Annotated in this window: 19 protein-coding genes and 1 pseudogene; all 20 read right to left on the reverse strand. The window is 73.6% G+C overall.

All coding sequences use genetic code 11. The features are described 5' to 3' along the window. Window positions 1-510 precede the first annotated feature (510 nt). Window positions 511-936: pseudogene (nusB, locus tag ACFYVJ_RS22035) on the reverse strand (transcription antitermination factor NusB); the annotation flags it as partial. A 1-nt stretch (window position 937) separates the two neighbouring features. Then, the gene (efp, locus tag ACFYVJ_RS22040; RefSeq protein WP_101425548.1) at window positions 938-1,504 is read right to left on the reverse strand and encodes an elongation factor P; all 567 of its coding nucleotides are present in this window, start codon (window positions 1,502-1,504) and stop codon (window positions 938-940) included. Window positions 1,505-1,571: 67 nt separating this feature from the next. Next, entirely contained in the window at window positions 1,572-2,678 is a 1,107-nt protein-coding gene (locus ACFYVJ_RS22045; RefSeq protein WP_388893908.1) for an aminopeptidase P family protein, read from the reverse strand. Between the two features lie 113 nt (window positions 2,679-2,791). Next, entirely contained in the window at window positions 2,792-3,526 is a 735-nt protein-coding gene (locus tag ACFYVJ_RS22050; RefSeq protein WP_388893910.1) for an AAA family ATPase, read from the reverse strand. A gap of 146 nt (window positions 3,527-3,672) precedes the next feature. Next, window positions 3,673-3,888 (reverse strand): hypothetical protein, encoded by a 216-nt coding sequence (locus tag ACFYVJ_RS22055; RefSeq protein ID WP_388893912.1) that lies wholly within the window; start codon window positions 3,886-3,888, stop codon window positions 3,673-3,675. 376 nt (window positions 3,889-4,264) lie between these two features. After that, window positions 4,265-4,705 (reverse strand): type II 3-dehydroquinate dehydratase, encoded by a 441-nt coding sequence (gene aroQ / locus ACFYVJ_RS22060; RefSeq protein WP_388893914.1) that lies wholly within the window; start codon window positions 4,703-4,705, stop codon window positions 4,265-4,267. Beyond that, window positions 4,702-5,829 (reverse strand): 3-dehydroquinate synthase, encoded by a 1,128-nt coding sequence (aroB, locus tag ACFYVJ_RS22065; protein WP_388893916.1) that lies wholly within the window; start codon window positions 5,827-5,829, stop codon window positions 4,702-4,704. Before aroB ends, aroQ begins: the two co-directional genes overlap by 4 nt. Next, window positions 5,826-6,407: a shikimate kinase gene (locus tag ACFYVJ_RS22070; protein WP_388893918.1), complete on the reverse strand. Its 582-nt coding sequence runs from the start codon at window positions 6,405-6,407 to the stop codon at window positions 5,826-5,828. The genes aroB and ACFYVJ_RS22070 overlap by 4 nt, the downstream gene beginning before the upstream one ends. Continuing rightward, window positions 6,404-7,588 (reverse strand): chorismate synthase, encoded by a 1,185-nt coding sequence (aroC, locus tag ACFYVJ_RS22075; RefSeq protein ID WP_388893920.1) that lies wholly within the window; start codon window positions 7,586-7,588, stop codon window positions 6,404-6,406. The genes ACFYVJ_RS22070 and aroC overlap by 4 nt, the downstream gene beginning before the upstream one ends. A gap of 144 nt (window positions 7,589-7,732) precedes the next feature. Then, complete coding sequence (locus ACFYVJ_RS22080; protein ID WP_388894262.1) at window positions 7,733-8,569, reverse strand: shikimate dehydrogenase; 837 nt, start codon at window positions 8,567-8,569, stop codon at window positions 7,733-7,735. Beyond that, window positions 8,569-10,260, reverse strand: coding sequence for an endolytic transglycosylase MltG (gene mltG, locus ACFYVJ_RS22085; RefSeq protein ID WP_388893922.1), 1,692 nt, complete (start codon window positions 10,258-10,260; stop codon window positions 8,569-8,571). The genes ACFYVJ_RS22080 and mltG overlap by 1 nt, the downstream gene beginning before the upstream one ends. Window positions 10,261-10,338: 78 nt before the next feature. Next, complete coding sequence (gene ruvX, locus ACFYVJ_RS22090) at window positions 10,339-10,830, reverse strand: Holliday junction resolvase RuvX (RefSeq protein ID WP_388893924.1); 492 nt, start codon at window positions 10,828-10,830, stop codon at window positions 10,339-10,341. A gap of 1 nt (window position 10,831) precedes the next feature. Further along, window positions 10,832-13,498 (reverse strand): alanine--tRNA ligase, encoded by a 2,667-nt coding sequence (alaS, locus tag ACFYVJ_RS22095; protein WP_388893926.1) that lies wholly within the window; start codon window positions 13,496-13,498, stop codon window positions 10,832-10,834. Beyond that, the gene (locus ACFYVJ_RS22100; protein ID WP_388893928.1) at window positions 13,498-13,848 is read right to left on the reverse strand and encodes a DUF6167 family protein; all 351 of its coding nucleotides are present in this window, start codon (window positions 13,846-13,848) and stop codon (window positions 13,498-13,500) included. The genes alaS and ACFYVJ_RS22100 overlap by 1 nt, the downstream gene beginning before the upstream one ends. 5 nt (window positions 13,849-13,853) lie before the next feature. Then, on the reverse strand, window positions 13,854-14,327 hold the full coding sequence (locus ACFYVJ_RS22105; protein ID WP_388894266.1) for a DUF948 domain-containing protein: 474 nt from the start codon (window positions 14,325-14,327) through the stop codon (window positions 13,854-13,856). Window positions 14,328-14,538: 211 nt separating this feature from the next. Further along, a complete protein-coding gene (gene rpsD / locus ACFYVJ_RS22110) occupies window positions 14,539-15,150 on the reverse strand; it encodes a 30S ribosomal protein S4 (protein ID WP_388893930.1) in 612 nt (203 codons plus the stop codon). Between the two features lie 172 nt (window positions 15,151-15,322). Then, entirely contained in the window at window positions 15,323-16,708 is a 1,386-nt protein-coding gene (locus ACFYVJ_RS22115) for a replication-associated recombination protein A (RefSeq protein ID WP_388893932.1), read from the reverse strand. Window positions 16,709-16,741: 33 nt separating this feature from the next. After that, on the reverse strand, window positions 16,742-17,383 hold the full coding sequence (locus ACFYVJ_RS22120) for a vitamin K epoxide reductase family protein (protein WP_388893934.1): 642 nt from the start codon (window positions 17,381-17,383) through the stop codon (window positions 16,742-16,744). A 182-nt stretch (window positions 17,384-17,565) separates the two neighbouring features. Further along, on the reverse strand, window positions 17,566-18,852 hold the full coding sequence (hisS, locus tag ACFYVJ_RS22125; RefSeq protein ID WP_388893936.1) for a histidine--tRNA ligase: 1,287 nt from the start codon (window positions 18,850-18,852) through the stop codon (window positions 17,566-17,568). Further along, window positions 18,849-19,568: an MBL fold metallo-hydrolase gene (locus ACFYVJ_RS22130; protein WP_388893938.1), complete on the reverse strand. Its 720-nt coding sequence runs from the start codon at window positions 19,566-19,568 to the stop codon at window positions 18,849-18,851. The genes hisS and ACFYVJ_RS22130 overlap by 4 nt, the downstream gene beginning before the upstream one ends.

Consider the following 19,568-nt stretch of genomic DNA (forward strand, 5'->3'; position numbering starts at 1 on the left):
GCCAGCGCCCGCCGCGAGTCGGAGTCGGCGGTGTCACAGGCGGACCCGCCCGCGGGCGGTACGTCCGCTCTGCCCCGATAGCCACCCCGCCCCGGGGCCGCCCGGCCCCCCCCCCCCGCCCCCCCCCCCCCCCCCCCCCCCCCCCCCGGCCGGGGGCGCGGGGGCCCCCCCCCCCGGGGGCCCCCCCCCCCCCCCCGGCGGCAGTCCGCGTATGAGGCGCGCGGGGCGCTAGCCGGCGTCGGACCGCGCGCCGTCCGGCACGTCCTCCGCCGGTGCGGCGCCGGGCACGGCCTCCGCCGCGCCGGCACCGGACTCCCCGGTGGCCCCCGCGTCGCGGCTCTCGTCCCGCGCGGCGCCCGGGCTTTCGCCGTCGGCGTCGCGGCCCTGGTCCGCACCGGCATCCCGGCCGGCCCGCGGCGCCGCCGCGGCGTCCGCGTCCGCTCCCGGCTCCGGGACCGCCTCCGCTTCCGCCGCGGTCTCCCCTTCCGCCGGCTCCGGGACCGTCTCCACGTCCCTGCGCAGCCGCGGCTTCAGCTCCTGGAGCCGGCCCAGCAGGCCGTTGACGAAGCCCGGGGAGTCGTCCGTGGAGAACTCCTTGGTGAGCTGCACCGCCTCGTCGATCGCCACCGCGTCCGGCGTCTCGTCCTCCCAGATCAGCTCGTACGCGCCCAGACGCAGGATGCTGCGGTCCACGACCGGCATCCGGTCCAGGGTCCAGCCGACCGAGTACGAGCCCAGCAGCTCGTCGATCCGGGCGGCGTGCTCCTCGTAGCCCTCGACCAGCCGCCGGGTGAACTCGCCGACCGGCGGCTGCCGGGGGTCGGTGGCGCCCAGCCGGATCCAGTCCTCCAGCACCTGCCCCGCGGGCGCACCGCGCTGATCGGACTCGAAGATGATCTGGAACGCGCGCTTGCGCGCCGTGTTCCGTGCGGCCACGTCAGCCGCTCACGCGGCCGAGATACTCGCCGGAGCGGGTGTCGACCTTGATCTTCTCGCCGGTGGAGATGAAGAGCGGGACCTGGATGGAGAAGCCGGTCTCCAGCTCGGCCGGCTTGGTGCCGCCGGTGGAGCGGTCGCCCTGCACACCCGGGTCGGTCTGCGCGATGGTCAGCTCGACGGCCGCGGGCAGCTCCACGTACAGCGGCGTGCCCTCGTGCAGCGCCACGGTGGTGTCGAAGCCCTCCAGCAGGTAGTTGGCGGTGTCCCCGACGGTCTTGGGGTCGATGTGGACCTGGTCGTACGTCTCCATGTCCATGAAGACGAAGTACTCGCCGTCCTTGTACGAGAACTGCATGTCCCTGCGGTCGACGTTGGCCGTCTCGACCTTCACCCCGGCGTTGAACGTCTTGTCGACGGTCTTGCCGGAGAGCACGTTCTTCAGCTTCGTACGGACGAAGGCAGGGCCTTTGCCGGGCTTCACGTGCTGGAACTCGACGACGGACCAGAGCTGGTCGCCGTCGAGCTTGAGCACCAAGCCGTTCTTGAGGTCGTTCGTGGTGGCCACGTCGCGAAATCTCCTGGACTGCGTGGACGACGAAGGAGGCCCGGATTCGCCCAGGACCCGGCCGGGGTCAGAGCGCGAGCAGTTCCTTCGTCGTGATGGTGAGTAGCTCGGGACCGCCGTCCGCCGGCGAGCGGACGACGAGCGTGTCGTCGATCCGGACTCCGCCCCGGCCGGGGAGATGGACTCCCGGCTCGACGGTGACCGGCACACGAGCGTCCAGTTTACCCATCGCACCCGGGGCCAGCCGCGGGTCCTCGTCGATTTCGAGTCCCACCCCGTGACCGGTGAAGGGACCGACGCCGTCGCCGTGCCCGGCCGCGGTGAGCACCTGGCGCGCCGCCCGGTCCACGTCGCGGTACTCCGCGCCCGGCGTCAGCGCCTCCCGGCCGGCCCGCTGCGCTGCGAAGACCAGGTCGTACAGCTCGATCTGCCAGTCGTCCGGGGCGGTGCCGACGACGAAGGTGCGGCCGATCTCGCAGCGGTAGCCGCGGTAGCGCGCGCCCAGGCAGACGGTGAGGAAGTCGCCCTCCTCCACCCGCCGGTCGGTCGGTACGTGCCCGGCGCGGCCGGCGTGCGGCCCGGTGCCGACGGCGGTGGGGAACGCCGGGCCCTCGGCGCCGTGGTCGACCAGCCGCCGCTCCAGCTCCAGCGCCAGGTGCCGTTCCGTACGGCCGACGAGGATGGACTCCAGCAGCTCGCCCAGCGCCTGGTCGCCGATCTCGGCGGCGATCCGCAGGCAGGCGATCTCCTCGTCGTCCTTGACGAGGCGCTGCTGCTCCACGGCGCGGGACAGGTCCATCAGTCCGAGCCGGGGCGCGACGGAGGCCAGGGCGCGGTGCCGGGCCACGGTCAGGTGGTGCTCCTCGACGGCCAGCGTGGTGGCCCCGCCCGCGGCGGCGAGTCCGGTGGCCGCGACGGCGGCGTCTCCTTCTGGGCCGCCGAGGGCGTGGACCCGCAGGTCGTCGGGTTGCGGGGCGCCGGCAGGATCCTGCGCGGGATCGCCGGGCCGTACGAGCATGTCCTCGCCGGCGCCGAGCAGCAGGACGGCCCCCGGCGGGGCGCAGCCGGTGAGGTAGGTGATGTTCGCCGGCCGGGAGACGAGCACGGCGTCGCTGCCGGCCGCCTCGCAGTGGGAGCGCAGCCGGGTACGGCGGGCAGCGTGCACCTCGGGCATGATCCGAGCCTAGGGCGGCCCGGGGTCCCGAGCCGCCGGAGCGCGTCCGTACGGGCACGGAGCCCGGCCCCGCACGGGACGGCGCGGGGCCGGTGCCGTACGACCGGACGCGGCTACCAGGCCGGCGGGCTCGCCAGGCTGCGCCCGACGACGTCGTCGAGCATCCGGACGGTCGCGGGCACGTCGTGGTGCGAGTTGTCGATGATCGGCAGCCCGGATCCGTACCAGCCGGCCATCCGGCCGTGGATGCGGGCCACCTCCTCGTCCGCGAGCCGCCGGTTGCCGGTGCGCGCGGCGTTGCGGGCGAGGACGGACTCCAGGCCCGGCAGCAGCACCACGGGCAGCAGCCCGGGGCCGACGTGCCGCTTCCAGCCGCCGAGGCCGATCACGGGGCGGTCGGGGAAGACGGCGTCGTCGAGGATGCAGGAGATGCCGTTGGCCAGGTAGTTGCGGGCGGCGAAGCCGCAGGTGCGGCGGGCCAGCCGGTACTGCGCCTCGGAGTGGTCGGTCCAGCCGGCCTGCGGGTCGGCGAAGCCGGCGCGCACCCACTCGCGTACGTCGTCGAGGCTGATGTGCGCGGTCGGCGCCCTGCGGGTGTCCGCCCAGTAGCGCGCGACGGTGGTCTTGCCGGCCCCGGCGGGGCCGATGAGCAGCACCGCCACCGTCGGTGGCGGTGCGCCGTGCGGCATCGGGGCGGGCGGCGGGCTGGGCAGCGCCACGGGGCCGCCGACCGGGAGCTTGATGTGGCCGGTCGTCTCCACCGCGTCGTGCGGCCCGGCCACCGGCGGCGGACCGGCGGGGCCAGGTCTGCCCCGGGGCGGCTGCGGAACCCCCACTGCGTGCTGCATCCCGTGCACCCTCTGCTCTGTGACCCGTCACGTACCGACGCCCGGCTGGTCATGGCCGTACCGCGGTCCGGGGCTGCCTTAGCCCCGCACGGTACCCGCACGACCCGCCATGGTGGGAACGATCCTGCCAGGAGCCCCGCGCGGACCTAGTCCCAGGTGTGGTTTCCGCCGACCAGGAGGAAGTGCTCCAGCACGTCCTCCATCGGGTCGTCGATCTGCCCCGTGCGGAGGAGGGCGAAGCTCGACCCGTTCGAGACGCTGCCGCCGTTGTAGTGCTCGTCGGCGGTCGCGACCCCGGCCTGCAGTCCCACGCCCGCCGGCGCCGCGACCATCGCGACCGCCACCCGCGCCCATACACGCATCCGTGTTTCTCCTCGTCGTCGGTGTGTCCGAGTGTTTCTGACGGGGACTCAGATGTCCCGGACTTCCTATCCGCCGCGGGCGCCGTGAGGTTACGCCTTCGCGGCGAAAAGAAGATCCGGAACTCCAATGGCGGTACGGGGCGTCTTCAGTCATCCGGGCGCCGGCAGACCCGGGACCGGCGAGAGGGCGGCGCATGGGCGCTGGACAGGAGGCGGACGGCGGGCGGCGGTTCGGCCCGTACCGCGTCGAGCGGCCGCTGGGCCGCGGCGGCATGGGGCAGGTGTTCCTCGGAGGGTTACGTCGTCCCGGACGGCGGCTGACGGCCCGTGCGGTACGGGGCACCGGAGCGGCCCGTACCGTATCGACAGCCGGGAGTCAGGACGCGGCCAGGTCCTCCGCCAGCGCGCGCAGCGCCAGCCGGTACGAGCCGATGCCGAAGCCCGCGATCGTGCCGGAGGCCACGGCCGCGATCACCGAATTGTGCCGGAACTCCTCACGGGCGTGCGGGTTGGAGATGTGCACCTCGATCAGCGGCGCCGTGCGCTGCGCCGCCGCGTCGCGCATCCCGTACGAGTAGTGCGTGAAGGCGCCCGGGTTGATCACCACGGGCAGCCGGCCGTCCGCGGCCTCGTGCAGCCAGCGGATCAGCTCCGCCTCGTCGTTGGTCTCCCGCACCTCGACCTCGAAGCCCAGCTCCTTGCCGAGGGCGGTGCACTGCTCGACGAGCCCGGCGTAAGACGTGGCGCCGTAGACGTCGGGCTCGCGGGAGCCGAGGCGGCCGAGGTTCGGCCCGTTGAGCACGAGCACGCGCGTCATCGGGCCGCCTCCCCGGCGCCCGCCGCGATCTCGGCGTGCGCGGCGAGCAGCATCGCCGGGTCGGGTCCCTCCAGCACGACGGGCTTCGCCAGCCCGTCGAGGACGATGAAGCGCAGCAGGTCGCCACGGGTCTTCTTGTCCACCTTCATCGTCTGCAGCAGCTTGGGCCACTGGTCGCCGCGGTACGTCACGGGCAGCCCGACGGCGCTGAGCACCGCGCGGTGCCGGTCGGCGGTGGCGTCGTCGAGGCGGCCGGCGATGCGGCCCAGCTCGGCGGCGAAGACCATGCCGACGGAGACGGCGGCACCGTGCCGCCACTTGTAGCGCTCGTTCTTCTCGATGGCGTGGCCGAGGGTGTGCCCGTAGTTGAGGATCTCGCGCAGGCCCGACTCCTTCAGATCCGTCGAGACCACCTCGGCCTTGACCCGGATCGCGCGCTCGACCAGCTCGGCGGTGTGCGGTCCCGCGGGGCTGCGGGCGCCCTCCGGGTCGGCCTCGACCAGCTCCAGGATCGCCGGGTCGGCGATGAAGCCGGCCTTGATGACCTCGGCGAGGCCGGAGACGTAGTCGTGGACGCCGAGGGAGTCCAGCGCGGCGAGGTCGCACAGCACCCCGGCCGGCGGGTGGAACGCGCCGACGAGGTTCTTACCCTCCGCGGTGTTGATGCCGGTCTTGCCGCCGACCGCCGCGTCCACCATGCCCAGCACGGTCGTCGGCACCGCGACCCAGCGCACGCCGCGCAGCCAGGTCGCGGCCACGAACCCGGCGAGGTCCGTGGTGGCGCCGCCGCCCGCGCCGACGACGACGTCGCTGCGGGTGAAGCCGGACTGGCCCAGGGCCCGCCAGCAGTAGGCGGCGACCTCGGCCGTCTTGGCCTCCTCCGCGTTCGGCACCTGGATGACGACGGCCTCGTACCCCTGCCCCGCCAGGTCTTCGCGCAGCGCCTCGCCGGTCTCGGCCAGCGCCTCCGGCACGAGGACGGCGACGCGCCTGGCCCGCTCGCCGATCAGCCGCGGCAGCTCGCCGAGCAACTGCCGGCCGACGACGGCCTCGTACGGTTGCGTGCCCGCGGTGCCGCCGATGTGGATGCGGGTGACCTCGGCCCCTTCGGCGCTCGGTGTCATGCGGGGTGGCTCTCCAATGCTGCGAGTACGAGTTCCGCGACCTCGTCCGGCGTGCGGCCGGCGGTGGTGACGGTCGCGCGGGCGACCTCGGTGTAGTGCGGGCGGCGCTGTTCCATCAGGGTGCGCCACTGCTGGCGGGGGTTGACGGCGAGCAGCGGGCGGGGGGCGTCGAGGCCGACGCGCTTGACGGCGTCGGCCATCTCGACGTCGAGGAAGACGACGCGGTGCGCGGCGAGCAGTTCGCGGGTGCCGGGGTCCATGACGGCGCCGCCGCCGAGGGCCAGCACGCCGGGGTGCTCGGCGAGGGCGGTGCGCACGGCGGCGCGCTCCAGGGCGCGGAAGGCGGGTTCGCCGTCGTCGTAGAAGATGTCGGGGATCGGCTTGCCCGCGGCCTTCTCGATGTCCTCGTCGGTGTCGCGGACGGTGGTGCCGAGCCGGGCGGCGAGCACGGCGCCGACGGTGGACTTGCCGGCGCCCGGCGGGCCGACGAGCACGACGGCGGGGCCGTCCGTGCCGCCCGCGGCGGCCGGCTCGGATGCGGTGTCGGGGCGCTCACGGCCCTCGGTGCTGCTGGTCATCGGATCGTCAGATTCTCCAGGTAGCCGCGGACGTTGCGGGCGGTCTCGGTGACGCTGTCGCCGCCGAACTTCTCCGCCACCGCGTCGGCCAGCACCAGCGACACCATCGCCTCCGCCACGATGCCCGCCGCGGGTACGGCGCAGACATCGGAGCGCTGGTGGTGCGCCTTGGTGGCCTCGCCGGTGGCGACGTCCACCGTCGCGAGCGCCCGCGGCACGGTCGCGATGGGCTTCATCGCGGCGCGCACCCGCAGCAGCTCGCCGGTGCTCAGCCCGCCCTCGGTGCCACCGGAGCGGCCGGAGGAGCGGCGGATGCCGTCGCCGGTGCCGACGATCTCGTCGTGGGCCTGCGATCCCGGCACGCCGGCCAGCGCGAACCCGTCGCCCAGCTCGACGCCCTTGATCGCCTGGATGCCCATGAGCGCCCCGGCCAGCCGGGAGTCCAGCCGGCGGTCCCAGTGCACGTGCGAGCCGAGGCCGACCGGTACGTCGTACGCGACGACCTCCACGACGCCGCCGAGGGTGTCGCCGTCCTTGTGGGCCTGGTCGATCACCTCGACCATCGCCTTGCTCGCGTCCGCGTCCAGGCAGCGCACCGGGTCGGCGTCGAGCCGCGCCACGTCGCCCGGAACGGGGATGCTGCCGTACGGGGCCTTCGCCCCGCCCAGCTCCACGACGTGCGAGACGACCTCGATGCCGGCGGTCTCCTTCAGGTACGAGCGGGCCACGGCGCCCAGCGCCACCCGGGCCGCGGTCTCGCGGGCGGAGGCCCGCTCCAGCACCGGCCGGGCCTCGTCGAAGCCGTACTTCTGCATCCCGGCGAGGTCGGCGTGGCCGGGGCGGGGGCGGGTCAGCGGGGCGTTGCGGGCGATGCCCTCCAGCTCGGCCGGGTCCACCGGGTCGGCGGCCATGACCTTCTCCCACTTGGGCCACTCGGTGTTCCCGATCATGACCGCGACCGGGGAGCCGAGGGTGAGCCCGTGGCGTACGCCGCCGATGAAGGTGACCTCGTCGCGCTCGAACTTCATCCGCGCCCCGCGGCCGTACCCCAGCCGGCGGCGGGCGAGGTGGTCGGCGACCAGGTCCGTGGTGACAGGCACTCCCGCGGGGAGGCCCTCCAGCGTCGCGACGAGTGCCGGGCCGTGCGATTCCCCTGCGGTGAGCCAGCGCAACCTGCTCAACGGTGCTCCCTTACGAGTGCGAAGTCCTCGCCCCCGATCCTCGCACGCCCGGCGCCCCGCACTTGTCCAGGTCCACGGAATGGACGGCCGGACAGGCAAACACTTGCACCCCCGGCAGCCGGCCCCCCGGGGGTGCCGGGGGCCTCAGGGCGTACGGGCGCGCAGCGCGGCCTCGCCGGCCTCGCGCATGGCCGCCAGCGGGGCCCGCGCGGCCCCCGTCATCTGCTCCACCTGCAGCACCGCCTGGTGCACCAGCAGGTCGAGACCTCCGACGACTGTGCCGCCGCGGGCGGCCCACGCCCCGGCGAGCGGGGTGGGCCACGGCTCGTACAGCACGTCGAAGAGCGCGCCCGGGCGCTCCGGGACCGCGGCCGCGAGGCCGTCGGTGGCCCCGGCCGGGGTGGTGGCGACGACCAGCGGGGCGTCGAAGGCGGCGGCGGCCTCGGACCAGTCCGCACAGCGCACCGAGACGCCGAGGCGCTCGCCCCACTGCTCCATCTCCGTCGCGCGGGCGGCGGAGCGCACGTACGCGGTGACCTCCCCGGTGCAGACGGAGGCGAGGGCGGCGAGCGCGGAGGAGGCGGTGGCGCCGGCGCCGAGGACGGCGGCGCGCTCGACCTTCTCGATGCCGCGCTCGCGCAGCGCCGAGGTGATGCCGGGGATGTCGGTGTTGTCGCCGAAGCGGCGGCCGTCGTCGTGCAGCACGACGGTGTTCACCGCCTCGACCGACCGGGCCGTGGCGCTGACCTCGTCGAGCAGCGGGATCGCCGCGCGCTTGAGCGGCATGGTCAGCGAGAGCCCGGCCCACTCCCCCGGCTCCAGGCTGTCGAGGAAGCCGGCGAGCCGCCGCTCGTCCACCTCGTAGCGGCCGTACGTCCAGCCGGTCAGGCCCAGTTCGCCGTACGCGGCGCGGTGCAGCACCGGCGAGAGGGAGTGGGTGATGGGCGAGCCGAGGACGGCCGCGCGCCGGTTCTGCGCGATCACTCGTCCTCCTTCTTGCGCTGGTTCTCGTTGAACTCCTCGACGTTGCGGTCGTGCTCGTCCTTGCTGTCGGTGAAGCGCGTGTCGCGCGGCTTGACGGTGACGAAGTACAGCCAGTCGCCCGCGGTCGGGTCGAGGGCCGCCACGATGGCCCGCTCGCTGGGGTTGTCGATGGGCCCGGGCGGCAGGCCGGCGTGGAGGTAGGTGTTGTACGGGGAGTCGAACTGCGTGTCCTGGTTGGAGATGTCGAGGTTCGACTCGCCCTTGGCGTAGTTGATGGTGGAGTCGAACTGCAGCATGCCGTTGGTGGCGGTGTTGTCCGGCTTCAGGCGGTTGTAGATGACCCGCGAGACCTTGCCGAACTCCTCCTTCGACTGCCCCTCCGCCTCGATGAGGCTGGCGATGGTGACGATCTCGTACGGGGTCTGCCCCACCTTCGCCGCCTTGTCCTCCAGGCCCAGCTCGGTGTACTTGGCGTTGGCCCGCTTGACCATCTCGCGCAGCAGCTTCTTGGGGTCGGTGCCCTCGGCGGCGGAGTAGCTCGACGGCCACAGGAAGCCCTCGGGGTTGCCCTCCGCCCAGTCGGGCAGGCCGAGATCGCCCTTCTCGGCGATCTTGGCGGTGGTGTCCTCCTTGAGCCCGAGGTGCTCGTCGATCATCGTGTAGACGGCGGTGGCGCGCCGGCCCTCGGGAATGACGAGCTGGTTCGCGGCCTCCGGGTTCAGCATCATCTTGACCGCGGCCTCGCCCGACATGCCCTTGTGCAGCGTGTACGAGCCGGGGTGGAGCATCTCGTCGCCCGCGGCGTCGACGAACGCCTGGACGCTCTTGACCACGCCCTTGTCCTTGAGGATGTTCCCCATCTGCGTGATGCTCGCGCCCTCGGGGATCTCCACGTTCACGCTGCCCTCACCCTCGCCCGAGTAGTCGGGCGCGGCGCCGAAGCGGTCGTTCCAGAAGTTGTAGCCGAGGTAGCCGAGGCCGCCGAGGCCCGCGGCCAGCACGAGGGCGATGACCAGGCACGCGCAGCCGTTGCGGCGCTTGGCGCCGCGGCGGTCGCGGCCCGTACCGCGGCCGGCGCTCCGGCCGCCGCCGCGGCCCCCGCGGGGGCCGTCGTCGAAGTCGTCGTCCCCGTCGCCGCCGCCGTCGAAGAAGGGGTGGTCGTCGCGCTCGGGCGGGCGGGAGGCGGGGTCCCAGTCCTCGCGGGCGCCGTTGCGGCGGCCGCCCTGGCCCGGGTGCGGGGGCTGCTGCTGGTGCGGCGGGGGCTGGTGGTGCGGCGGGGGCTGGTGGTGCGGCGGGGGCTGGTGGTGCCCGGGCTGCGGGGGTCCCGGCTGCTGGTGCGGGTGGCCCGGTTGCTGCTGCTGCGGGTGCGGGCCGCGCGGGTGCGGGTTCGGCGGCGGGTAGGCGTCCGGCGTGCCGTAGTAGTCGGGTTGGGGCGCGGGGGCGGCGTAGGGGTCGGCCAGCGGCATCCCGCCGCCGCCGGTGGTGTCCCAGCCGCCGGGGTACTGCTGGTGCTGGCCCGAGTCCCAGGAGGACTGCTGCTGGTGCGGGTAGTGCTGCTGCGGCTGCTGTCCCCCGTAGTGGTGGTGCCCGGCGCCGGGCTGCCCGCCCGACCAGTCCTGCTGCCCGCCGTAATGGCCGTCGTCGGGCTGCCAGGGTTGGGAGCCGGGGTTTTGGCCGTAGTCAGTCATCAGTCCCCTATGCCGCGTGGCCGCCGGTGCTTTTATACGACGGGTGCCGTGTCCGCGCGGAACGTTACCGTATCGCGATCACGGGGCCGCCCCGACGCTCTCACCCGGCGCCACCCCTGACGCCCGTTCGGCTTCCAGCGCACTCTGGAGGATGACGACGGCCGCCACCTGGTCGACCACCGATCGGCCCTTGCGGCTCGATCTCCCGGCCGCACGCAGGTTCTGAGCGGCCGTCACGGTGGACATGCGTTCATCGACGAGCCGCACGGGTACGGGGTGGACGCGGCGCGCCAGCTTCTCCGCGAAGCCGCGGACCTTGGCGGCCGCCGGGCCCTCGCCGCCGTGCAGCGAGCGCGGCAGGCCGACGAGCACCTCCAGCGGCTCGTACTCCTCGGTGAGCGCGGCCAGCCGGCGGAACGCCGCCGGCAGGTCCCGGCCCGGCACGGTCTCCACGGGTGTGGCGAGGATCCCGTCGGGGTCGCAGGACGCGACCCCGATCCTGGCGTCGCCGACGTCCACCGCGAGCCTGCGCCCGCGGCGGATCGTCCGGCCCTCCGGGGGCGGTTCCATGTCAGGCGGCCTCCGCCACGCCCCGCTCCACCGCGGCCACGGCCTCGCCGACGGCCTGCGGGTCCTGCCCGCCGCCCTGGGCGATGTCGGGCTTGCCACCGCCGCCGCCGCCGAGCGTCTTGGCGGCCGTACGCACCAGGTCGCCGGCCTTCAGACCGCGCTCGCGGGCCGCCTCGTTGGTGGCGATCACGGTGATGGGACGACCAGCCGCGACGGAGAAGAGCGCCACGACGGCCGGGCGGTCGCCGGGGATCCGGCCGCGTACGTCCAGGACGAGCTTGCGCAGGTCGTCGGCTGCCGTGCCGTCCGGCACCCGGGCGGCGACCAGCGCGACGCCGCCGACGTCCGTGGCGCCCTCGGCCAGCCCGGCGGCGGCCTGCAGCACCTTCTCGGCGCGGAACTTCTCGATCTCCTTCTCCGCGTCCTTCAGCCGGGCCAGCATGCCGGAGATCCGCTCGGGCAGTTCCTCCGGGCGGCCCTTCAGCAACTCGGTGAGCTGGTGGACCACGGTGTGCTCGCGGGCCAGGAAGTTGTACGCGTCCACGCCGACCAGGGCCTCCACCCGGCGCACGCCGGCGCCGATGGAGGACTCGCCGAGCAGCTTGACCAGGCCGAGCTGGGCGGTGTTGTGCACGTGAGTGCCGCCGCACAGCTCCTTGGAGAAGTCGCCGATGGTGACGACGCGCACCCGGTCGCCGTACTTCTCGCCGAACTCGGCCAGCGCGCCCTGCTTCCTGGCGTCCTCCATCGACATGACCTCGGCGTGCACGTCGAGTTCGCGGGCGAGCACCTCGTTGATCTTCTGCTCGACGTCGCCGAGGACGCCGCCCGGTACGGCGGCGGGCGCGCCGAAGTCGAAGCGGAAGCGGCCCGGGGCGTTCTCGGAGCCCGCCTGGGCGGCCGTCGGGCCGAGAGCGTCCCGCAGCGCCTGGTGGGTCAGGTGGGTGGCGCTGTGGGCGCGCGCGATGGCGCGGCGGCGGCTCACGTCGATGGCGGCCTGCGCGGGCTCGCCCACGGTGACCTCGCCGACCTGGACGACGCCCTTGTGCACACTGACGCCCGGCACCGGCTGCTGCACGTCGCGCACCTCGACCACGGCGCCGGAGCCGAGCCGGATCCGGCCGGTGTCGGCGAGCTGGCCGCCGCCCTCCGCGTAGAAAGGGGTGCGGTCGAGGATGACCTCGACCTCGTCGCCCTCGGTGGCGGCGGGCGAGGCCACGCCGGCGACCAGCAGGCCGACGACCGTGGACTCGGCGTCGGTGTGCGTGTAGCCCGTGAACTCGGTGGCGCCGGCGGAGTCGGCGACCTCGCGGTACGCGGACAGGTCGGCGTGGCCCGTCTTCTTGGCGGCGGCGTCGGCCTTGGCCCGGTCCCGCTGCTCCTTCATCAACCGGCGGAAGCCGTCCTCGTCGACCGTCAGGCCCTGCTCGCCGGCCATCTCCAGGGTGAGGTCGATCGGGAAGCCCCAGGTGTCGTGGAGCAGGAACGCCTTGTCGCCGGGGAGCACGCCGGAGCCGGCCGACTTGGCCTCGGTGACGGCGGTGTCCAGCACGTTGGTGCCGGCCTTGAGGGTCTTGAGGAAGCGGGCCTCCTCGGCGAGCGCGACGGACTCGATGCGCTTGCGGTCGGCGATCAGCTCCGGGTACTGCTCGCCCATGGTCGAGATGACGACGTCGACCAGCTCGCCGACGACGGGGCGGTCGGCGCCGAGGAGCTTCATGTTGCGCACGGCGCGGCGCATGATGCGGCGCAGCACGTAGCCCCGGCCCTCGTTGCCGGGGGTGACGCCGTCGCCGATGAGCATGACGGAGGCGCGCATGTGGTCGGAGACGACGCGCAGCGAGACGTCCGAGTGGTCGGCGGCGCCGTAGCGCACGCCGGTCAGCTCCTCGGCCTTGTCGATGACGGCGCGCGAGGTGTCGATCTCGTACATGTTGTGCACGTCTTGCAGGATCATCGCCAGGCGTTCGAGGCCGAGTCCCGTGTCGATGTTCTGCTGGGGCAGGTCGCCGAGGATCGGGTAGTCCTTGCCCTTGCCGGGACCGCGCACGTACTGCATGAAGACCAGGTTCCAGAGCTCCACGTAGCGCTCGCCGTTGACGGCGGGGCCGCCGGCCTCGCCGAACTCGGGGCCGCGGTCGTAGCTGACCTCGGAGCAGGGACCGCAGGGACCGGGCACGCCCATGTCCCAGTAGTTCTCCTCCTTGCCCAGGCGCTGGATGCGCTCCGGGGGGACGCCGACGGCGTCGCGCCAGATGCGCTCGGCCTCGTCGTCGTCCTCGTAGACCGTGATCCACAGGCGCTCGGGGTCCAGCCCGTAACCCCCCGCGTGCTGCGAGCTGGTGAGCAGCTCCCAGGCGAGGGTGGCGGCGCCCTCCTTGAAGTAGTCGCCGAAGGAGAAGTTGCCGCACATCTGGAAGAACGTGCCGTGCCGGGTGGTCTTGCCGACCTCGTCGATGTCCGGGGTGCGGATGCACTTCTGCACGCTCGTGGCGCGCTTGTACGCCGGGGTGGCCTCGCCGAGGAAGTACGGCTTGAAGGGGACCATGCCCGCGTTGATGAGGAGCAGCGTGGGGTCGTCGGCGATCAGCGACGCCGACGGCACGACGGTGTGCCCACGCTCTTCGAAGAAGCGCAGCCAGCGGCGGCGGATTTCGGCCGACTCCATCAGTGGTCCTCTTTCAGGTGGCGATTGCGGTGGTACGGGCTGCGGTCGGCGGGGCGGCGCCGCGCGGCCTTCCGTTCGAGCTGGGCCTTGGCGCCCTGTCCCGGCAGCTCCGCGGGGCGGCTGCGGGGGCTGAGCCCGAGGGCGTCGTTGAGCTGGCCCTCGCGCTCGGCCATCGCGGCGCGCACGTCCTGGGCGAAGAGCAGGGCGCGGCGGCCGGTGTCGACGGCGCGGTTGGCCGCCGTGGCGGCGATGCCCTCCGGCGAGACGCGGCGCATCGCGCGCTGCGCCCTGACGGTGGCCCAGACTCCGGTGGCCGCACCGGTCGTGAACCAGAAGGTCCGACGGAACATGCTGCTCAGCCCTTTCTGCGCCTGGCGGAAAAGCCCCGGCGGGCGGCGGGCACCCGGGCGCCCGCGGCCCCTGCGGCCCGCGCCGCACGCGCGGCGGGCCCGCCGACCGGGCCGCCGACGATCACGTCGCCGTCGTCCCCGGCGGGGCCGCGGTTCCGGCCGAGCGCACGCCGCACCCCGTACCCGAACGCGGCCACCTTCACCAGGGGGCCGCCGAAGGCGGTGGAGACGGTGGAGGACAGGGCCGAGGCGTTGGCCGTCACCTCCTGCACGTCGGAGGCGATGGCGTCGACCCGGGCGAGCTGCGTGTTGGCCGAGCGGACAGTGGCGCCGGCCTCCGCGAGCAGCGGCACGGCCTCCTCGGTCACGCGCGTGACCAACTCGCCCGCCGCGCGGAGCGTACGGGCGAGCCGGAAGAGGGCCACGGCCAGGAACGAGACCAGGATGGCCCAGAAGACGGCCACGAGGATGCCGGCCACCTCTCCACCGGACACGATGCACCGCTCCTTCAGGGCTGCTCGCCGGGCGAGTCGACGGGGTGTTGCGCTGCCAGGGCAGGCTCCGACCCTATCGCGCCGGACCGACAGCCCCGTACCGGATTAACCCCCGTGCACTGGGGAGTTGCGCGAGCGGATTGTACGTTGCGCATACTTCCGCGTACGTTCCGTGCGCCCGCGGCGGGCGGGGCCGTCAGCGGGCGTAGTACTCCACGACGAGCTGCTCGTCGCAGATGACCGGGATCTCGCGGCGGTTGGGCTCCCGGTCCAGCCGGAACGCGAGCGCCGGGAGGTTGACCTCCAGGTAGCGGGGGGTCTCGCCGTCCGTCGCGTAGCCCCCCTCGCGCGCGACCTGGAACGGGTACTTCTCGCGGCTGCGCTCGCGGACCGTCACCACGTCGTCGGGGCGGACCCGGAAGGACGGCTTGTCGACCTTGCGGCCGTTGACCTCGATGTGGCCGTGGACGACCATCTGCCGGGACTGGTAGACGGTCCTGGCCAGGCCGGCACGGAGGACGAGCGCGTCCAGCCGCCGCTCCAGCTCGACGATCAGCGCCTCACCGGTCTTGCCCTGCACCTTGCTGGCGCGGTCGTACGCCCGGACGAGCTGGCGCTCGCTGACGTCGTACTGCGCGCGCAGGCGCTGCTTTTCGAGCAGCCGTACCTTGTAGTCGCTCGTCTGCTTCCGGCCGCGGCCGTGCATGCCGGGCGGGTAGGGGCGACTCTCGAAGTACTTGGCGGCCTTCGGGGTGAGCGGGATGCCGAGGGCCCGCGACTTGCGGACCTTGGGGCGCGGCTGGTTCACGTGGTTCCGTCCTCCTCAGGAAAGTTAGGCAAGGCTTACCTTAAGCGATGTCGGCGCTCTCGCGCTCTCATCTTGAAAAACGCGCCCGCGATTTCGGGCATTCCCGGCGGCTGCGCACCGTGATCCGCGTCACCGCGCGGCCGGTCCCGCCGGCCCGGCCCCGCGCGGCCGGTCAGTCGCGCTCGTCGCCCCGGCCGGGGCCGTCCTGGCCCCCGCCAGCCAGCCGCTCGCGCACCCGCTCGACCACCTCGGCGTACCGCGCCTCCGCGCCGTACCGCGTCGGCTCGTAGTACCTGCGGCCGGCGAGGGCGTCCGGCGCGTACTGCTGGGCGGCGATGGCGCCCGGTATGTCGTGCGGATACACGTACCCCTGCGCGTGCCCCAGCTTCTCCGCGCCCTTGTAGTGCCCGTCCCGCAGATGCGCCGGCACCGGGCCCGCCTTCCCGGCCCGCACGTCGTCCATGGCCGCGCCGATGGCCTTCGTCACCGCGTTGGACTTCGGGGCCAGCGCGAGCGCCACCGTGGCGTGCGCCAGCGTCAGCGCCGCCTCCGGGAAGCCGATCATCGCCACCGCCTGGGCCGCCGCGACCGCCGTCTGCAGCGCCGAGGAGTCGGCGAGGCCGATGTCCTCGCTGGCGGAGATCATCAGCCGGCGGGCGATGAACCGCGGGTCCTCGCCCGCCTCGATCATGCGCGCCAGATAGTGCAGCGCCGCGTCCACGTCCGAGCCGCGCACGGACTTGATCAGGGCGCTCGCCACGTCGTAGTGCTGGTCGCCGTCCCGGTCGTACGCCACGGCCGCGCGGTCCACCGCCGCCTCCAGCGTCGGCAGCGACACCTCCGCCTCGCCCTGCGCCAGCGCCGCCCCGGCCGCCGCCTCCAGCGCCGTGAGCGCCCGGCGGGCGTCGCCGCCCGCGATGCGCAGCAGGTGGCCCTCGGAGTCCTCGGGCAGCGTCACCGCGCCGCCGAGGCCGCGCTCGGCGGCGACCGCGCGGCGCAGCAGCCCGCGCACGTCGTCGTCGGTGAGGGGCGCCAGGGTGAGCAGCAGCGAGCGGGAGAGCAGCGGGGAGATCACCGAGAAGTACGGGTTCTCCGTGGTGGCCGCGATCAGCGTCACCCAGCGGTTCTCCACCGCGGGCAGCAGCGAGTCCTGCTGGGCCTTGCTGAAGCGGTGGATCTCGTCGAGGAAGAGGACGGTCTCCTTGCCGTACCCCCCGGCGGCGCGGCGGGCGCCTTCGATGACCGCGCGGACCTCCTTGACGCCAGCGGTGATCGCGGACAGCTCCACGAAGCGCTTCTGGGTGGCCTGGCTGACCACGTACGCCAAAGTCGTCTTGCCGGTGCCAGGCGGGCCCCACAGCAGCACGGAGGCCGGGCCCGCGGGGCCGCCGGCGCCCTCCCCGACGAGCCGCCGCAGCGGTGCGCCGGGCTTGAGCAGGTGCTGCTGGCCCACGACCTCGTCGAGGCTGCGCGGGCGCATCCGGACGGCCAGCGGGGAGCTGCCGGGATCCTTCTCCTGGCGCTCCTCGGCCGCTGCGGTGAACAGGTCGGGCTCCACGCTTGTGACCCTATGCCACCGGACTGACAGCGCTCAGAGGAGCGTCTTCCAGTACGACCACCAGCGGATGCCGATGAGGATGAGCAGGATCCCGTACCAGAGGACGGGCACCACCCAGTTGAACTCCAGCACCGTCTCGCGCACCCGCGCCGAGACCGGGAAGACGCCGGTCTTGACGTTGTGCACGGTCGTGTACCAGAAGATCAGGATCGTCACCGCCCAGACCAGCGAGCACCACAGGCACAGCGAGCCGATCTTGTACAGCGACGAGTACTGGAGGAAGGTGACGAAGCCGACCCCGAAGAGGGAGCCCGCCCACAGCCCGGTCCACCACCAGCGGCGGTGCGTGGCGCCGGACAGCAGGCCGACGCCGATCACGACGAGCATCGGGAAGGCGATCCAGCCGACGAACGGGTTCGGGAACCCGAACACCGACGCCTGCCAGCTCTTCATGATGTTGTTGCACGACAGGACGGGGTTCAGGCTGCAGGCCGAGACGTAGTTCGGGTCCTCCAGCAGCTTCATCTTGTCGTGCGTGATCACCGCGGACGCGACCAGACCCAGCACGCCGCCGATCACCAGCAGCCAGGCGAACGGTCGGCCCGACCCGATCAGTCCGGAATCGGGCGGGTCCTCGTGCGGGGACGGGGCCGTTCTCGTTGCGGTCGTGGTCATCTCTGCTTCCGTGGGCTCGGCTCGGTGGCGGCAGTTCATTGTGCCGCAACGCAGGGCGATCGGGCACCGGTGCACCGGTGATCGGCCGGTGACCCTCCGGCCATCCACCGGCAGGGGTCAACGATGCCCGACCGCGCATTCGACCGGCGTAAATCCGCCCGTCACCGCACCACCCGCAGGGGTCAGGCCAGCAGCTTCCGCAGCTCGCCGACGACCTCGGCCAGCCCGACCGCCCGCTGCTCGCCGCTGCCGAGGTCCTTGAGCTGCACCACGCCCTCGGCGAGGTCCCGCTCCCCCGCCACCAGCGCGAAGCGCGCGCCGGAGCGGTCGGCGGACTTCATCGCGTTCTTCAGGCCCTTGCCGCCGAACGCGAAGTCCGCCGCGACCCCGGCCCTGCGCAGCTCGGTGACCACCCCGAAGAGCGTCCTGCGGGCCTGCTCGCCGAGCGCCGCCGCGTACACGTCGGTGGTCGCGGGCAGGTCCAGCGCCACGCCCTCGGCCTCCAGCGCCAGCACCGTGCGGTCCACGCCCAGCGCCCAGCCCACCGAGGGCAGCGCGGGGCCGCCGATCATCTCCGACAGCCCGTCGTAGCGGCCGCCGCCGCCGATGGCGGACTGCGCGCCGAGGCCGTCGTGGACGAACTCGAAGGTGGTGCGGGTGTAGTAGTCGAGGCCGCGGACCAGCCGCGGGTCGTCCTCGTACGCGACGCCCGCGGCGGTCAGCAGCTCGCGGACCTGCTCGTGGTACGCCTTGCACGCCTCGCACAGGTGGTCGCGCATCAGCGGCGCGGCGTCGAGCTGGGCCCTGACCTCGGGGCGCTTGTCGTCGAGCACCCGCAGCGGGTTGATCTCGATCCGCTCCCGGGTGGGCTCGTCGAGGTCGAGGCCGCGCAGGAAGTCCTGGAGCGCGGTGCGGTACGCGGGCCGGCACTCCTGGTCGCCGAGCGAGTTGAGCAGCAGCCGGAAGCCGGTCAGCCCCAGCGCGCGGTAGCCGTCGACGGCCAGGACGATCAACTCGGCGTCGAGCGCCGGGTCCTCGGCGCCGATGGCCTCGGCGCCGACCTGGGAGAAGTGCCGGTAACGGCCCTTCTGCGGGCGCTCGTAGCGGTAGTAGGAGCCGGAGTACCAGAGCTTGACCGGCAGGTTGCCCTGCTTGTGCAGATTGCTCTCCAGCGCCGCGCGCAGCACGGAGGCGGTGCCCTCGGGGCGCAGCGCCAGCTCGTCGCCGCCCTTGGTGGTGAGGGTGTACATCTCCTTGGTCACGATGTCGGTGGACTCGCCGACGCCGCGGGCGAAGAGCCGCACGTCCTCGAAGCCGGGGGTCTCGACGTAGCCGTAGCCGGCGCGGCGTACGGGCGCGGCGAACGCCTCGCGGACGGCGAGGTAGGCCGCGGAGCGCGGCGGGATCAGGTCGTAGGTGCCCTTGGGGGCCTTGAAGGCCGGTGAAGTGCTCACGGAGGGTGTCGTCACATTCGTCGTTGGTGGCGGGGCGGGGCGGCCGGGCCGTCCGCCCGGCCGGCGGCCGGCTCCTGCAGGAAGGGGTTGCCGGCGCGCTCGCGGCCGATGGTGGTCTGGGGGCCGTGTCCGGGGAGCACCACGGTCGAGTCGTCGAGCGGCAGGCACACGCGGGCCAGCGACTGAAGGATCTCGGCGCTGTCGCCACCGGGCAGGTCGGTGCGTCCGATGGAGCCGGCGAAGAGCAGGTCGCCCGAGAAGAGGACCTGCGGCACATCCTGCTGCTCGGGCAGCCGGAAGGTCACCGACCCCTTGGTATGGCCGGGCGCGTGCGCGACCGTGAGGCTCAGCCCGGCCAGCTCCAGCTCGGCGCCGTCGGCGAGCTCGGCCACGTCGTCCGGCTCGCCCACGGTCAGGTCGCCGAGCAGCGGCGCCCCCACGGACATGCCGAGAGCCTTCTCCGGGTCGGTGAGCATGTACCGGTCGGCGGGGTGGATCCAGGCGGGCACGTCGTGGGCGCCGCAGACGGGGATCACCGAGGCGACGTGGTCGAGGTGGCCGTGGGTGAGCACCACCGCGACCGGCTTCAGCCGGTGCTTGGCGACGGCCTCCGCGACCCCGTCCGCCGCCCGGTGCCCGGGGTCGACGATCACGCACTCCTCCCCGGCGGCCGGGGCGAGGAGATAACAGTTGGTGCCCCATGCGCCCGCGGGGAACCCGGCAATGAGCAC

It is taken from the genome of Streptomyces sp. NPDC004134 (assembly GCF_042874195.1).
In the GTDB taxonomy this organism is placed as follows: Bacteria; Actinomycetota; Actinomycetes; order Streptomycetales; family Streptomycetaceae; genus Streptomyces.

Excerpts from the sequence above, each read along its gene's own strand:
- ACFYVJ_RS22045 (WP_388893908.1), bottom strand. The coding sequence starts at position 2,678 with ATGCCCGAGGTGCACGCTGCCCGCCGTACCCGGCTGCGCTCCCACTGC.
- ACFYVJ_RS22050 (WP_388893910.1), bottom strand. The coding sequence starts at position 3,526 with ATGCAGCACGCAGTGGGGGTTCCGCAGCCGCCCCGGGGCAGACCTGGC.
- ACFYVJ_RS22055 (WP_388893912.1), bottom strand. The coding sequence starts at position 3,888 with ATGCGTGTATGGGCGCGGGTGGCGGTCGCGATGGTCGCGGCGCCGGCG.
- aroQ (WP_388893914.1), bottom strand. The coding sequence starts at position 4,705 with ATGACGCGCGTGCTCGTGCTCAACGGGCCGAACCTCGGCCGCCTCGGC.
- aroB (WP_388893916.1), bottom strand. The coding sequence starts at position 5,829 with ATGACACCGAGCGCCGAAGGGGCCGAGGTCACCCGCATCCACATCGGC.
- ACFYVJ_RS22070 (WP_388893918.1), bottom strand. The coding sequence starts at position 6,407 with ATGACCAGCAGCACCGAGGGCCGTGAGCGCCCCGACACCGCATCCGAG.
- mltG (WP_388893922.1), bottom strand. The coding sequence starts at position 10,260 with ATGACTGACTACGGCCAAAACCCCGGCTCCCAACCCTGGCAGCCCGAC.
- ruvX (WP_388893924.1), bottom strand. The coding sequence starts at position 10,830 with ATGGAACCGCCCCCGGAGGGCCGGACGATCCGCCGCGGGCGCAGGCTC.
- alaS (WP_388893926.1), bottom strand. The coding sequence starts at position 13,498 with ATGGAGTCGGCCGAAATCCGCCGCCGCTGGCTGCGCTTCTTCGAAGAG.
- ACFYVJ_RS22100 (WP_388893928.1), bottom strand. The coding sequence starts at position 13,848 with ATGTTCCGTCGGACCTTCTGGTTCACGACCGGTGCGGCCACCGGAGTC.
- ACFYVJ_RS22120 (WP_388893934.1), bottom strand. The coding sequence starts at position 17,383 with ATGACCACGACCGCAACGAGAACGGCCCCGTCCCCGCACGAGGACCCG.